Origin of the sequence: Amphritea sp. (assembly GCF_016744155.1) — a bacterium.
Classification (GTDB): Bacteria; Pseudomonadota; Gammaproteobacteria; order Pseudomonadales; family Balneatricaceae; genus Amphritea.
Window position 1 is genome coordinate 46031 of the sequence record NZ_JADGEW010000022.1, and the last position, 14859, is coordinate 60889.

The following is a 14859-nucleotide window of genomic DNA, read 5'->3' on the forward strand; positions in this document are numbered from 1 at the left end:
AACTGAGCTTTCAGAAGCTTAATTAATGAGGAGTTTTCAGATGAATATCGGAAAAACAGTAATAGCGCTAGCAGTAGCATCGTTGTTGTGGGGGAGCAGCGTAGTTGCAGAGGAGCCTTTTGGTAATAAGGATTCGGTTAGTTACGCGAATAATCTATGGAGTTTCATGGTTGAGCATAAGCTTGCGGGGAATGATTCTATTATGACCCGTCCCTATACCGGGGCACCTCCCCATGGAATGATTCTTGAGCTGATAGAGCAGAAAGCGACACTGATGGGAGTCAGTGGTGAGTTGGTCGTTAAGCGAAACTACGGTGGCGATGGGCTGACGATTGATGATGTTATCAATAGTCCAGGTAAGTATCTCCAGGCGGTCACCGTAATGTTCCAGCGAGAAGAGGGTTACGACAGTGACAACAAGAACTGGTTCTACGCTAAATATGCACCGGACGGTTCGCTGATGAATAACCCAAAAGGGATACCATTGGCCGGGCGAGTTGCGAAAGGGATGCCAACGGGTTGTATCGCTTGCCATAAGGCGGCAGGTGGTGGCGACTATATCTTTAATCACGATCGCTACAATAAAATGCAGTGATTAAGGTTATAACAACAGCAAAAAAAACGGCGCGATTGGCGCCGCTTTTTATCTGATCGGTTTGCCGTATCGACTAATCTAACTTCGGCTCGTGCCAGTTGATGCACTTGAGAAACTTATGAGCAGGGTAGAATTTACCGTCTTTACCGGTCTGATCTTCTGATGATTTGATGAAAGCTTTTGGCAGCTCACCGCCACTGTATACATCTAGGCCTTTTTCAGATCGGTAAAAAGCCAGTGTCTCTTCAATCTCTGCCTCAGTTTTGCAGAGTTTTGACAAGTTGCTGTCTTGAACCTCCGCCATGTCTTTATCTGCGTCGATACCCAGCACATGCGCCATGCCGTAGGTTACTACCAGGATGTCTGCAACGGCATCTCGTACTTCAGACATATCTTTATTTTGAATACCCTCAACCAGCTCAGCCAGTTCCTCCTGGATCAAATGCAGCTGCTTACCTGCTTTCTCCCAGTCAGGGTTATCCCTGTTGCCCAGTTGATTGCCAAAAACAGTGTTCAGAAAGGAAACGTCGGTGAAATTGCTCATGCTTGTATCTATACCGTTAACAGTTAAAAACGGGCTATATGATGACGGTTTAGAAGCTTAATCGCAATCGAGAATAATTGAATGCTTTTGTCAATTTGGAGAGACGCGTGTCGGGTATTTAATTTAAAAAAAACGGGCGTTGCCCGTTTTTTCATTTGAATAGAAACGGCTTCTATAAACCTAACTTCTCAGCCACGTAGTCGGCGTCTTTGTCACCACGGCCGGACAGGTTGATAAGAATGGTCTTATCTTTATCCAGGGTTGGTGCAACGCGCATCGCCCAAGCGACGGCGTGGGCGCTTTCCAGTGCCGGGATGATACCTTCAACCTGGGATAGGGTCATAAAGGCGTTGAGACACTCGTCGTCGGTGACTGAGTCGTACTCCACCCGTTCGATATCTTTCAGATAGCAGTGCTGAGGGCCCACACCCGGGTAGTCTAGTCCTGACGCGATAGAATGCACCGGCATAGGTTCGCCGTCTTCCGTTTCCAGTACATAGCATTTCATGCCGTGGATCTGGCTTGGCTTACCCAGGGTCATAGTCGCTGAGTGTTTGTCTGTATCCAGCCCTAAACCTGCAGGTTCAACACCGACGATTTTCACCTCGTCATCATTCAGGAATGCGGTGAACAGACCAATGGCGTTTGAGCCACCGCCGACACAAGCGGTGATGATATCGGGGTTTTTACCATGCCTGTCGTTGAATTGCTGACGGGCTTCACGACCGATGATGCTTTGGAAATCTCGCACCATTTTAGGGAATGGGTGAGGGCCTACGACTGAGCCGATAGCGTAGATAAACTCATCTGGGTTTTTCAGGTATTCTTCGAAGGCGCTGTCGACTGCATCTTTCAGTGTGGCGGTGCCTCGAGTAACCGGGACCAGTTTACAGCCCAGAATCTTCATTTTGGTAACGTTAGGGTGTTCTTTCTCGATATCAACCTGACCCATGTGGATTTCACAAGGGATACCCACCAGCGCACAGGCTGTCGCCAGCGCTACGCCGTGTTGGCCGGCACCTGTTTCGGCGATGACTTTCTTTTTGCCCATGAACTTGGCCAGCAGGGCCTCGCCCAGGCAGTGGTTTATCTTATGAGCGCCGGTGTGATTCAGGTCTTCGCGTTTCAGAAAGATCTGAGCACCGCCGAGTTTGTCACTCAGGCGTTTGGCATGATAGATCGGGCTGGGACGGCCAACATAATCCTGATTCAGTTGCATTAATTCGCTCTGAAACGCTTCGGTTTTGCAGATCTCTTCGTAAGCCTGATTGATATCATTCATAACCTTGATCAATTCAGGTGGGAGAATCTGGCCGCCATAGTTACCGAAAAATCCGTCTGTGTCGGGCATTGGGGCAAAATCAAACTTACTCATAAGACCTCTCTTATCTCAAATTGGCGGACACTTATCGGATACCGCTGTCACTGCTATTTGTAATTTTGTTATATAGGAGGGAAATATATCGCTGCTGTGGAAGGATGCCAACAGCTAAGAGTAATTAATTTATTAACAATAGAAGGATGGAGTCTGAGAGATTAGCCGAAATCGAGCTCTCTCTGCTGTTCTTTGGATACCGTTTTTTTGAACCCCAGTGATTTTTGGCGCCGACTTATCTCTCTAAGCTGAGTGCTGGCTTCATGGTAGCAATGAAAAATGGTGTGATTAACGGCACCTTTGTTGTTTAGGGTATTTCCCCAGGATTCGCTCAGCACCCAGTCCCCCATCAGATCCTGATAGAGTCGGACTATGAAATAATCCTTTTGTTTGCGCCAACGAATAATCAAAAAGTAACCTGAATTAAATTTGCCTGAAAATGATGTCAAACCGTAAGGCGGGCAATTATAATCGGCGTTTCGCCCCTAAACCAGCTGATTTTTAACCTTTGGAGTCTTCTTTGAAGCTAACCAATCTGAATATAGTCGTAGATGAAAATATTCCCTCTGTGGATCGTCTATTTGGTCACTTTGGCAGCATTCGTAAACTGCCGGGAAGAACTATTCAAAGCATTGACCTTCAGGATGCTGACCTACTTCTAGTGCGTTCAGTAACAAAGGTTAATTCGCAGCTTATAAAAGACGCTCCGGTTGGTTTTGTTGGTACTGCGACGATTGGTACAGATCACATCGATAAAAGCTGGTTGAATGAGAAAGGCATAGGTTTTACCAGTGCCCCCGGCTGTAACGCTGATGCGGTTGCTGAATATGTCATTAGTACTCTATTGATGGTTGCTGCAGAACAGAGCTTTGAGCTTCAGGACAGGGTAGTGGGCATTGTTGGCGTGGGTAATGTGGGTCGTCGCTTGCAGCAACGGCTGGAAGGATTAGGGGTGAAATTATTGCTCAATGACCCACCTCGGGCAGAGACGGGAGAACAGGACTTTGTCGCGCTTGAGTGTTTATTAGAACAGGCCGATATAATCTGTCTGCATACACCTTTGACAGGGGATGGAGATCATCCCAGCTATCATCTTCTTAATGCTAATAATCTGCCTGTGATTAAGCCTAACTCAATATTGCTAAACGCCGGTCGAGGGCCCGTTATCGATAATGTAGCCTTGCTGAACTGGCATCGACAGCGGCCTGATGTCACATTGCTGCTGGATGTGTGGGAAGAAGAACCGACAGTCGATGAGTCATTGGCGCAACAGGTTAGGATTGGAACACCGCATATTGCAGGTTACAGCCTTGATGGCAAAATCAGGGGTACATGGATGCTCTACACTGCGTTTTGCCAGCATTTGGGTGTTAAGCCTGAGATCGACCTCGCTGATTGTCTGTGTGATGCGGGTAATGAACTCCAGATAATGCTGGATGGCAGTGAAAATCTTACCGATATCGTGCATCGGGTTTATCAGCCGGAAGCGGATCATAGCCGTTTCATGGATTCCCTAATGGATAAAAAGGCTCAGCCTAAGAACTTTGACCTGTTGCGTAAACAATACCCTGTGCGCAGGGAGTTTGCTGCAGCCCAGTTACAGGGTGTTAAACCTGATAAATTACTGGCAGACCAATTACAAGCTGTTGGGTTTCTTCTCGAATAACGCTTTGTTGCACTATAAGTTTATTGGATAATGATCTGCTTACACTCCTTAATGGATTGGGTTTAATGACCTTGCAACTTGAATCAACTGAAACTGATAAACCTCTGTCTGAATTGCGACTTCAGATTGGTGAGCCTGTTCGGGTTGATATCCGCTCCCCCCGAGCACGTTTTACTTCTAAGTTACTAGGCTATTCCGAGAATAATGGCATTATGATTTCAGCGCCGTCGCTAAAAAACGGTGTTTCTTCATCAATTAATGAAGGTAATATTGCCAGTCTGCGCTTGATTAGTGGCAACCGTATCTGCAACTTTAACTGCAAAATACTGAAGCTACACGAGCAACCATTCGGCTACTGGGTATTAGAGTATCCGCAGCAGGTTGATCAGAAACGCATTCGTGAACATACACGGGTTTCGGTTAGGCTCAGCTGTTCAATGGATGATCATGATGAGATGGCGGAGAGGGAAGGTCTGCCTGCCAGTGCTCTCTGTATTGATATCAGTATGGGCGGTGCTTGCCTTCAACTGCCTCAGGCCTTGGGTAATGTAGGTGATTTTTTTTATTTAACCACCCGTCTGAAAATTGGCGATATTGATCAGGTATTGCTGGTGCCTGTTGAGCTGCGAAATGTTCATTCAACCTCGGTTGAGTCCGGCAGCGTTTATAATCATGGTTTTAAGTTTTTTGATCTGGATGAAGATACTCGTTTGATCATTGCTGCATTTGTCTACCAGCAATTTCTGATTGAGACAGGCAATCTCGATCACTTCGGACAGGAGCTGTAAATGTTTCGTTTAGGTTTAATTATTAATCCACTGGCGGGTGTTGGTGGCAGTGTGGGGCTGAAAGGTAGTGACGGTGAAGCCACCGCGCTACAGGCTTTAGCGTTGGGAGCAGAGCCCAAAGCGAATCTGCGAACCCAGCAAGCTCTGGAACCTTTAAAAGGGCTGGAGGTTGAGTTGATAACCTATCCTGGCGAAATGGGTGAAGAGAGTGCCCGTATTGCAGGGTTTGAGCCACGGGTTATAGGTTCTATTAATCACGGACATACCTCTGCTGAAGATACCGAACGGGCAGCCCGAGAAATGGCTGCGTTGGGTGTCGACCTCATCCTGTTCGCAGGAGGCGATGGCACCGCAAGAAATATCTGTCATGCCATCGGTGACTCTACACCGGTATTGGGAATTCCGGCGGGGGTGAAAATTCATTCTGGAGTGTATGCAGTGACGCCCAAAGCTGCGGGTGAAGTCGTTGCTATGCTGGTGCGTGGAGAGTTAGTCACCCTGGCGGATCAGGAAGTACGCGATATAGATGAAGTTGCCTTTCGTGAGGGACGGGTTCGCGCCAAATACTATGGTGAACTTCTGGTACCGGAAGAGGGGCGTTACCTTCAGCACGTTAAAAATGGTGGCAGGGAATTAGAAGAGCTGGTGCTGGATGATATCGCCGCAGATTTTGCAGAATCGATGGAGGACGATGTTCGCTACATCATGGGGTCGGGCTCAACTGTTCAGGCTTTGATGGAGAATTTAGGGCTTGAAAATACGCTGCTGGGTGTCGATCTGATTGAAAATGGTGAGTTGATCGGCAATGATCTGACCGCCCAGCAACTATTGGCAATGACCGAGGGTCATAAGACCCGCTTGGTGATAACGGTTATCGGTGGGCAAGGGCATATTATTGGTCGGGGTAATCAGCAAATTAGCCCAGAACTACTCAAGCGACTGGGGCGGGAAAATATCATTCTGGTGGCGACTAAGAGCAAGATAAAAGAGTTAGAAGGACGTCCTCTGATCGTTGATAGCGGTGACATCGAATTGAATCATCAGCTTTCGGGTCTGATACGAGTTATTACCGGTTACCGGGATGCCATTCTCTACCGGGTAGCAGATTATTAAACGGTTAGATGCGAGCAGCTGATTCACGCGCTGTATCTAAATTTTTTTAATACATAACCAGCAAAATCCCCAATCTTTGATAAGCTGAAGAGTGAGCTTTACAGATGGGGATGGTTATGGGAATTGCACTGTTAAGGTTTTATTTGTACCTGCTGCTACCCGAGTGGATGAGTAATCAATATCCGGATAGTCGACATTTTTTTCGTCGTAAATTTACCTCTGCGTATCGCGCAAGGCTTCGCTGTGTTCGTCGTCTCTGGCTGGGATCAGGATTGTTAATGCTGGCTTTGCCGATCCCTCCAGTGGTTATAACGCTTGGGCTATTCACCACCTTCATATCGTTTTCTTTACTGGATGAGCATTAAACCCCGGTTCATTCTGACGGTTGCCTTTTTCTTTTGATTGACTGTTATTGGTTCGAAATCTTCTGGAAACTTCACTGTAATTTCTACTAATGACTCTCTTAGGCGGTTTTTCGGGCATACCGGTGAATGCAAGGGAGGATCTACCCGTTTGTTATAGAGGTGCTGGCACCGAACAGAAAATAGTTTCAACGGTGTTTATAGGCCTGTATAGAGATACTTTGATTGGCTTTATGACTTCAGTCACAAAAGCTGATTAATACTGTTTATGCTGCACCTGCGTAATGTAGAATAGAGGTAGTAGTTAGATCGGGTCACTGCGACCTGTTCTCAGGTCATCGGAGAGTCTCTTGAGTACACAATATCTCAAACGTTTTTTTAAGCCTAAATCGATAGCAGTGTTCGGGGCATCTGAAAAAGAGAACAGTATGGGGGGGATTGTCCTCCAGAACCTGCTGGATAGTGGTTATCAGGGCAAACTGATGGCGGTCAATAAGCGCGGCTATGATCAGGTTTACGGCGTGACTTGTTACAAAGGGCTGTCAAAATTGCCTGAGATGCCAGATCTGGCGATTATCTGTTCCCCACGAGAGTCAGTTGCGGAACTGATCCGCAAACTGGGTGCAAATATGGTCAAGGCGGCTATGATTTTAACGGGAGGCTTATCCCGAGCCAGTGAGCCGCTGGGCAGAAGTATGCGGGATGAGATAATGGAGGCTGCAAGGCCTTATGGTATCCGTATATTAGGCCCTGACTGTATGGGTATGCTGGTGTCAGGCCACAAGATGAATGCCAGTTATTCTCACCTGAATATACGCAAAGGTAAGGTCAGTTATGTGGGTCAGTCGGGTCTGCTAGGGACTGCGATGATCGATTGGGCGAATGGTCAGGAGATCGGTTTTTCCCACTTTCTGACTTTGGGGGAAGGGGTAGATGTTGATCTTCCCTCTATTATTGATTATTTCGCTCAGGACCCCTATACCCAGTCAATCCTTATTCAATTGGATCACCTGGTCGGTTCCTCACGAAATCTGCTTAGTTCGTTGCGGGCTGCATCGCGGAACAAACTGGTGCTGGTACTTAAATCCAATATGGTCTTCGACGAAGATAAAGAGAATCAGCCCGCTCTGGGGATCAAAGATGAGGACCTTATCTATGATGCCGCACTACGCCGTGCCGGTGTGGTACGGGTAGATACCGTCGATCAATTATATAACGCATTGGAGACCCTGACGCGGATGAAACCGATGCGAGGTGAGCGTCTGGCGTTAGTCTGTAACGGTATGGGGCCAAATGGTCTGGCTGCCGATCAGTTGTTACGAAGCGGGGGCGAGCTGTCTGAGCTTTGTGAAGAGACCGTCACCGCGTTGCGAGAGGTTTTACCCGATCATTGGAACCTGAAAAACCCTATTGATATGCACTCTGACGCAACGCCGGAACGTTTTGCCAAAGTTACCCAGTTATTGACGAAAGATCCTAATGTGGATGCGGTGCTGGTAATACATGCGCCAACGCGTTTAGCACCAGGGGTAGATACCGCGGAAGAGGTAATCAAAGTCGCGCGTAATACCCCACGCAATATTCTCACCTGTTGGATGGGGCGTAGCACAGCGATTGAATCGAGAAATCATTTTAATACTGCGGGCATTACTACTTTTATTACACCTGAAGAAGCGGTTGACGCTTTCATGCATATGGTTGAGTTTCGTCGTAATCAGGAAGTGATGAGACAAACCCCTGCACCGTTTCTTGATCAGAATGAACAGAACCATCTGCGGGCCAAAAAGCTGATCGCTGACGCGTTGGCAGAAGGGCGTGATTATCTAACCCATAATGAAGCCACTGATCTGTTGGATCAGTACGACATTCCGGTATCGCATACCCATTATGCAGATGATGTTGAAGGGGTTGTTGAGATAGCTAAAAAGCTTGGTGGAGCTGTTGCGGTTAAAGTGATGCACCGGGAAAATGTTTACCCGTTCAATTATGACAACAAAGACAACCCTCGCTGGAAAGATCTCGCGCTGGATCTGTTCTCCTGTTCAGATGTTAAGCAGGCGGTTACCCAGTTAGCTTATCGGGTCAGGGAGCGTTTTCCAGAAGATGATGTGCAGGGTTTTTGTGTGCAGCAGATGAAACGTGGCTTCCAATCGCTGCAGATCAATATGGGCATCACCCGGGATGATGTGTTTGGTCCGTTGCTGGTCTTCGGGAAAGGGGGTTACTCCGTAGATGTACTGGCGGATCGGCAGGTGATGTTGCCGCCACTGAATCTGAGCCTGGCGCGCCAGCTGATTACTACTTCACATATCTATTCGGTATTGAGTGAAAATAGCGAGCAGTTGGAACGGGACCTAGAGCAACTGAGTAACCTGCTGATTAAACTATCGCAAATGGTTGTAGATCTGCCTAATCTTAAGGGACTGGAGATTAATCCGATGCTGATCAATCGCCGTGGTGTATTGGCGGTTGATGTTTCAGTTTCATTGGGTGAGCCCTCGGTTCTGGCGATATCACCTTATCCTGAATATCTGAGTGAGCATGTGACCCTGCGTAATTCGGGTCGTAAGGCTGTTGTACGCGCCATCCGTGGTGAGGATGAACCTAATCATCTGGAGTTTTATAATACCCTCAGTCCTGAGTCGATACGTTTGCGTTACTTTTATAGTCGGGGGGTGCCAACTCATCAGGAGCTGGCTAACTGGACTCAGATAGATTACGACCGTGAGATGGCATTTATTGTGACATCCCCCCGTAAGGATGAGGCGGGATGGGAAACCCTCGGCGTAGTGCGGGCGGTGACCGATGCCGATAATATTCGCGCAGAGTTCTCGGTGGTGATTCGTGATGACCTTCAGGGTGAAGGCTTGGGTGTCGTGCTGATGCAGAAGTCGATTGATTACTGCAAAGCCCGGGGTACCCTGTTACTGGTGGGATCAACACTAACCTCTAATAAAAGTATGCAGGGACTGGCTTTGAAGCTTGGGTTTAAAAACCACTATAATATGGAAGAGGATGTTGTAGAGATGGAGATGATGTTGAACGAGCCAACTGAAGATTGGCAACGGTATCGGTTACAGCACTGATATAATTACGTTTAATGCCCAGAACAAAGATAAAAACCACCGATAATCCGGTGGTTTTTTTATATAAGGATTAAACGGTCGGGCAGAACATCTCGTGTAGCGTATGAATGATACGTGTAGCGGTATCACCTGAGAGGGAGTAGTAGATTGTTTGTGATTCACGCCGGGTATTGACCAGGCCATCTTTGCGTAGCACTGCCAGATGTTGTGACAGAGCAGACTGGCTCAGATCTAGGCACTCATTAAGTTCTGTTACCGAAAGTTCTTTACCATCCAGATAGCAGAGAATCAGCAAACGACTCTCATTGCCTAAAGCTTTCATAAGTTGAGCAGCCTTACTGGAGTTCTCTTTCATCATCGCCAGTGTTTCGGGCGTCATCTGCTGGGGAGCCGTGTTCAATCTGTTTACCGCCTTTTCTTATTATCCTGTAGAGCTCTGATGGATCTTTATATTCCCTACAATGCATAGGTCATTCTACTGTAGAGACGGCTAAATCTCAATTTACTAATGTAGTACTTTTAAATATTAGTATATTCTAATATAATATCTAAATTGAACGTTTAGTTATAAGTGAAACAGGAACTGCAGATGCTCCAATCGACACTGATGAATCTCTCCATGAATCGCCCTAAGTGGGTGTTTATCGGGGTGTTATTGCTGACTGCACTGGCAGGGTTTCAGATCCCCTCTATTCAGGTGGATACCGATCCTGAAAATATGCTGCCGCATGATAATCCGGCCAGAGTTTTCCATGACGAAGTGAAGCAGCGATTCGGTTTGCACGATATGATCGTTGTCGGAGTCGTCAATAATTCGGAGCAGGGAGTCTTTAACCGGGAGAGCCTATCTGAATTGAAGCAGCTGTCTGATTCGATTGTTCATATGGAAGGTGTCGTCAGCCAGGATATGATGTCTCTGGACCGGGTTGATAATATTAGCCAGGAAGGCCCTGGTACTATCCGCTTTGAATGGATGATGAAGCAAGTCCCACAAGATCAGGCCGGCATTGATCTGATTCGTGAATCCGTTGAGCGTTTGCCCCTGTTGAATAACACTCTGGTTTCCGGTGATGGTGAGGCTGCAGGTATCTATATACCGATCACTAAGAAGTCCGAAAGCTACCGGATCTCAGGGGAGATTCAGGCAGAGATTGAGAAGCTCAGCGGTAATAACCAGTATTACATCTCAGGCTTACCAGTGGCAGAAGACACTTTTGGTGTTGAGATGTTTATTCAGATGGCGATCTCTGCTCCCCTGGCCGGACTGATGATCTTTATCCTGATGTGGGTCTTTTTCCGTAGCTTCCTTCTGATTACAGCGCCGATGCTAGTGGCGATGGGCTCTGTGATTATTACGATGGGCTTGTTGATTGGGCAAGGCTATACCGTGCATATCATGAGCTCGATGATCCCTATTTTTTTAATGCCAATCGCGGTGGTCGATTCAGTGCATATACTGTCTGAATTTGCTGATCGGTATCGCCCGGGAGATGACCCCAAGAAAGCATTGTCAGAGGTTTTAACGCATCTGTTCACGCCGATGCTGTTTACCTCAGTAACCTCTGCGGTTGGCTTTGCTTCGCTGGCCTTTACGCCTATTCCTCCGGTGCAGATTTTCGGTCTGCATGTGGCGTTTGGCATTATGCTAGCCTTCCTGCTGACCATCATACTGGTACCCGCTTATATCGTTAGCCTTTCGTCAAAGCGGATGGCGCAACTGCAAAACCATAGCATTGAAGAGGATGACAGCTCGTTTTTAGGGCGGTTATTGATTTTTACCGGACGTTTCTCTATTGCCCGTGCTAAGACCTTGCTGGTGGTGTTTACGCTGATCGTTGTCGGTAGTGCTTATGGGGTGGCCCAGATTCAGATAAATGATAATCCGGTACGTTGGTTTAAGCCAGATCACCCGTTACGGGTGGCCGATCGGGTTATGAATCACCATTTCCCAGGTACCTATAATGCGTTTCTTGTTCTGGATAAAACCGGGGATCTGAAAAACGGATTAGATCAACAGCTGGTGTTTAGAGCCTCGCAGGCCGGTGTGGCGTTACAGCAAACTCTCACCAGTGTAGAAAATGAAAGCTTCACTGAATATACCAATGCACTGATAAATGAATTTGATCAACTGAGTTACGATGATACTGCCAATGAAGATTTATGGCTTGAACTGCTCGATCTTACAGAAAAGGCGCAAGTGGACAGCAAATATTTCCTCACGCCACAAGCAATAACTTACCTGGATGAGCTTCAGAGTTATCTTGATAGCTCTGAATATATCGGTAAGAGTAATGGATTGCCTACGCTGCTGAAAACTGTATATCGCGAGCTACAGGGAGGCGAAGCTGAGTATTACCGTTTACCGCCATCAGCGACGGCAGCGGCTCAGACGGTATTGAGTTTTCAGGGCTCACACCGCCCCGATGATCTATGGCATATGGTAACGCCTGACTATCGCTCTACTACACTGTGGCTGCAACTAAGCAGCGGCGATAATCAGGATATGAGTCAGGTCCTGACGCTTGTTGATGAGTATGTTAAGGCACACCCATTACCAGAAGGCGTGGAGCTTAACTGGGCGGGACTCACCTACATCAATGTAGTATGGCAGGATGAGATGGTTAACGGCATGCTGAATAGCCTGATGGGCGCCTTTGTGATGGTACTGGTGATGATGATGTTGCTGTTCCGCTCCGTGAAGATCGGTCTGTTATCAATGCTGCCACTGACCGTCACTATACTGTTTATATACGGGCTGATTGGCTTGGTGGGCAAAGACTATGATATGCCGATTGCGGTGTTATCAGCGTTGACACTGGGTTTATCCGTAGACTTTGCAATTCACTTCCTCGAGCGCACCCGGGCGATATATCGGGAATGTGGAGATTGGGAGCAGACCGTAGCCGAAGTATATAAAGGGCCTTCCCGGGCAATCAGTCGTAACGCCGTGGTAATTGCCATTGGCTTTACCCCGTTACTGTTTGCACCACTGGTGCCCTATATTACGGTTGGTTTCTTTCTCGCAACTATTATGGCGGTATCCGCAGCAGTGACTGTCATGCTGTTGCCTGCGGTAATGCAATTGATTAGTAACAAAGATGCTTTGTTTGGCGTAAAGCCAGGTCTGAAGGAGATGCACCATGATTAAGCAACTGATTTCAATTTTATCGATAACTTTGACGATGGTGTTTACCACACCAGTATGGGCTGAAGACCTGACGGATGTAGAGACCATTATTAACCAAGCAACTCTGGCAGCATACTACCGGGGGGAAGATGGCCGTTCCGAAGCGCGAATGTTGATTGAGGATGCTCAGGGACGTAAACAGCAGCGCCAGTTCACTATTCTGCGACGTGATCATGAGGATGGTGGAGATCAGCAGTTTCTGGTCGCGTTTAGCCGCCCAGCGGATGTTCGTGACACTGTTTTTCTGGTTGAGAAGCACGCTAAGACAGATGATGATCGCTGGCTCTATCTCCCGGGGCTTGATCTGGTAAAGCGGATCTCTGCTGGAGATAAACGCACCAGTTTTGTGGGTTCAAACTATTTTTATGAAGATGTTTCAGGCCGCAATCCTGACGAAGATAATCATCAGTTGATTGAAACGACAGAAGAGCATTATCTGGTAGAAAATACGCCCAAAGATGCTAATTCAGTCGAGTTTGGCCGGTATCAGGTATGGATTGAGAAGATCAGCATGTTGCCCGTGAAAATTGAGTATTACGATAGTAGCGACAAGCTCTATCGCCGGGTAGAGGTTTTGGCAACGGAGGACGTACAAGGTATTCCTACGGTGACTAAGTCCAGAGTAAGTGATCTTATCAGCGGTGCCAGTACCACTATGGAATTTCGCTTCATCCGCTATGATCTGGGTATGGAAAGCTCAGTATTTACTGAACGCTCACTGCGTAATCCACCGCGTCAGTGGTTGAAGCGTCCACAGCCACTTTAACCGGACCGGAGATAATGTCGATGATGGCAACAAAATACTGGCCGCTAATCGCCGCTATGGTGTTTTCAACGCCTGTTGCTCTCGCTGAGGAGACGGTTAAAGGATCAGACAGTGAGACCCCGAGTGATGACAGCTGGGGTGATGACAATTGGAGTGACGATAGTTGGACTGAAGAGCAAAGTGGCAGTAGCTGGCATGGTTTTATCGAAGCGGGTCTGGGGGGGCGGTTGCAGGAAGACACTGCCGTTAATGAGCAATTTGCTGCGCTGGATGATACGACGCTGGCTGATCTTCGCCTACGGTTGGAAACAACGGGGTTTATCGGTGATAACCGTTATGCTCTTAAGGCTGATCTGTATGCGGATGGGGTAGGGCAGGGAATGCGGGTCGATCTTAGAGAGGCCTCTTATACCTTCAGTGCTTCAGAGAGCACCGACGTTAAACTAGGACAGCAGATACTCACCTGGGGTACAGGTGATCTGTTGTTTCTTAACGACCTGTTTGCAAAGGATTGGCAATCGTTTTTTGCCGGACGTGATACTGAATATTTAAAAGCGCCGGTGGCCGCGGCAAAAGCGAGTTACTACGGCAAGTCAGCCAGTCTGGAGCTGGTCTGGATACCGGTGTTTACTTCAGACAGATATATCAACGGTGAACGATTCTCATGGTTTTCGCCTCAGGCAGGGGAGAATGTTGCCGCACCCACTGGGCGTATCGATGCAAAAGACCCGGCAAATAGTTTTGCCAATGGAGAATTTGCGGCCCGTATCGCGGGGAGTGTTGATAGCACTGAGTGGGCCTTATACGGTTATCGAGGCTTTCAGAAGCAACCAAACGCTCTGAATGTAAACGGCCAGCCAGTGTTCACTCGACTTGATGTATTAGGTGCAAGTGTCCGCGGCACTCTTGGTACAGGGTTAGCGAATGCTGAACTGGCTTTGCATATGGCAGAGGACGGTGCAGGTAACGACCCGATGATGCCCAACGATCAGTTTCGCTTTCTACTGGGATATGAGCGAGAAATACTGCCAAAGTTAACCTTAGGGTTACAATACTATCTGGAACAGACACTTGATTATTCAGCGCTGAGGGCTGCTTCAGCTTCAGCGTACAATCCTGCACAGTATCGTTATCTTTATACCACGCGATTAAACTATCGCATGTGGCAAGACAACCTTACCTGGTCATTGTTTGCCTTCTATTCGCCTAGTGATGATGATCATTTTATTCGGCCTTCAGTTACTTATCGCTACAGTGATCATCTGAATATGGTGGTTGGGGCTAACCTTTTTGGGGGTGAGAAAGCACATACCTTTTTCGGTCAGTTTGAGGATGCGAGTAATGTGTATGGACGGATTCGATACGCTTTTTAAGATG

13 protein-coding genes are annotated in these 14859 nt (G+C 47.5%); 9 read left to right on the plus strand and 4 right to left on the minus strand.

The features are described from left to right. Positions 1 to 40 precede the first annotated feature (40 nt). Positions 41 to 595 (plus strand): cytochrome P460 family protein, encoded by a 555-nt coding sequence (locus QZZ54_RS14985; protein WP_290703608.1) that lies wholly within the window; start codon positions 41 to 43, stop codon positions 593 to 595. Between the two features lie 73 nt (positions 596 to 668). Here QZZ54_RS14985 and QZZ54_RS14990 read toward each other — a convergent pair whose 3' ends face one another. The 3 genes from QZZ54_RS14990 to QZZ54_RS15000 all read right to left on the minus strand — a co-directional run bounded on the left by QZZ54_RS14990 (position 669) and on the right by QZZ54_RS15000 (position 2924). Further along, the gene (locus QZZ54_RS14990; RefSeq protein ID WP_290703610.1) at positions 669 to 1139 is read right to left on the minus strand and encodes a nucleoside triphosphate pyrophosphohydrolase family protein; all 471 of its coding nucleotides are present in this window, start codon (positions 1137 to 1139) and stop codon (positions 669 to 671) included. 172 nt (positions 1140 to 1311) lie between these two features. Next, the gene (gene trpB / locus QZZ54_RS14995; protein WP_290703612.1) at positions 1312 to 2514 is read right to left on the minus strand and encodes a tryptophan synthase subunit beta; all 1203 of its coding nucleotides are present in this window, start codon (positions 2512 to 2514) and stop codon (positions 1312 to 1314) included. A 161-nt stretch (positions 2515 to 2675) separates the two neighbouring features. Further along, positions 2676 to 2924, minus strand: a complete 249-nt coding sequence (locus QZZ54_RS15000) for a hypothetical protein (RefSeq protein ID WP_290703614.1) — start codon at positions 2922 to 2924, stop codon at positions 2676 to 2678. A gap of 110 nt (positions 2925 to 3034) precedes the next feature. Here QZZ54_RS15000 and pdxB point away from each other — a divergent pair, with 110 nt between their 5' ends. From pdxB to QZZ54_RS15025, 5 genes are all read left to right on the plus strand, one after another. Beyond that, positions 3035 to 4180 carry a 4-phosphoerythronate dehydrogenase PdxB gene (gene pdxB / locus QZZ54_RS15005; protein WP_290703616.1) on the plus strand — a complete coding sequence of 382 codons (1146 nt, stop codon included), beginning with the start codon at positions 3035 to 3037 and terminating at the stop codon, positions 4178 to 4180. 65 nt (positions 4181 to 4245) lie between these two features. Next, positions 4246 to 4968, plus strand: coding sequence for a flagellar brake protein (locus QZZ54_RS15010; RefSeq protein WP_290703618.1), 723 nt, complete (start codon positions 4246 to 4248; stop codon positions 4966 to 4968). Continuing rightward, positions 4969 to 6081 (plus strand): ATP-NAD kinase family protein, encoded by a 1113-nt coding sequence (locus tag QZZ54_RS15015; protein ID WP_290703620.1) that lies wholly within the window; start codon positions 4969 to 4971, stop codon positions 6079 to 6081. 116 nt (positions 6082 to 6197) lie between these two features. After that, positions 6198 to 6446: a hypothetical protein gene (locus QZZ54_RS15020; RefSeq protein WP_290703622.1), complete on the plus strand. Its 249-nt coding sequence runs from the start codon at positions 6198 to 6200 to the stop codon at positions 6444 to 6446. A 347-nt stretch (positions 6447 to 6793) separates the two neighbouring features. Continuing rightward, complete coding sequence (locus QZZ54_RS15025) at positions 6794 to 9529, plus strand: bifunctional acetate--CoA ligase family protein/GNAT family N-acetyltransferase (protein ID WP_290703624.1); 2736 nt, start codon at positions 6794 to 6796, stop codon at positions 9527 to 9529. Between the two features lie 70 nt (positions 9530 to 9599). Here the strand turns inward: QZZ54_RS15025 and QZZ54_RS15030 are convergent, their stop codons facing one another. Further along, positions 9600 to 9908 (minus strand): metalloregulator ArsR/SmtB family transcription factor, encoded by a 309-nt coding sequence (locus QZZ54_RS15030; RefSeq protein ID WP_290703663.1) that lies wholly within the window; start codon positions 9906 to 9908, stop codon positions 9600 to 9602. 210 nt (positions 9909 to 10118) lie between these two features. Between QZZ54_RS15030 and QZZ54_RS15035 the strand changes: the two genes are divergently transcribed. From QZZ54_RS15035 to QZZ54_RS15045, 3 genes are read left to right on the plus strand one after another with little or no spacing between them, the layout of a single operon-like run. Further along, entirely contained in the window at positions 10119 to 12677 is a 2559-nt protein-coding gene (locus QZZ54_RS15035; protein ID WP_290703626.1) for an MMPL family transporter, read from the plus strand. After that, positions 12670 to 13482, plus strand: coding sequence for an outer membrane lipoprotein-sorting protein (locus QZZ54_RS15040; RefSeq protein WP_290703627.1), 813 nt, complete (start codon positions 12670 to 12672; stop codon positions 13480 to 13482). Before QZZ54_RS15035 ends, QZZ54_RS15040 begins: the two co-directional genes overlap by 8 nt. A 20-nt stretch (positions 13483 to 13502) precedes the next feature. Continuing rightward, complete coding sequence (locus tag QZZ54_RS15045) at positions 13503 to 14855, plus strand: hypothetical protein (protein WP_290703629.1); 1353 nt, start codon at positions 13503 to 13505, stop codon at positions 14853 to 14855. Positions 14856 to 14859: the final 4 nt, after the last annotated feature.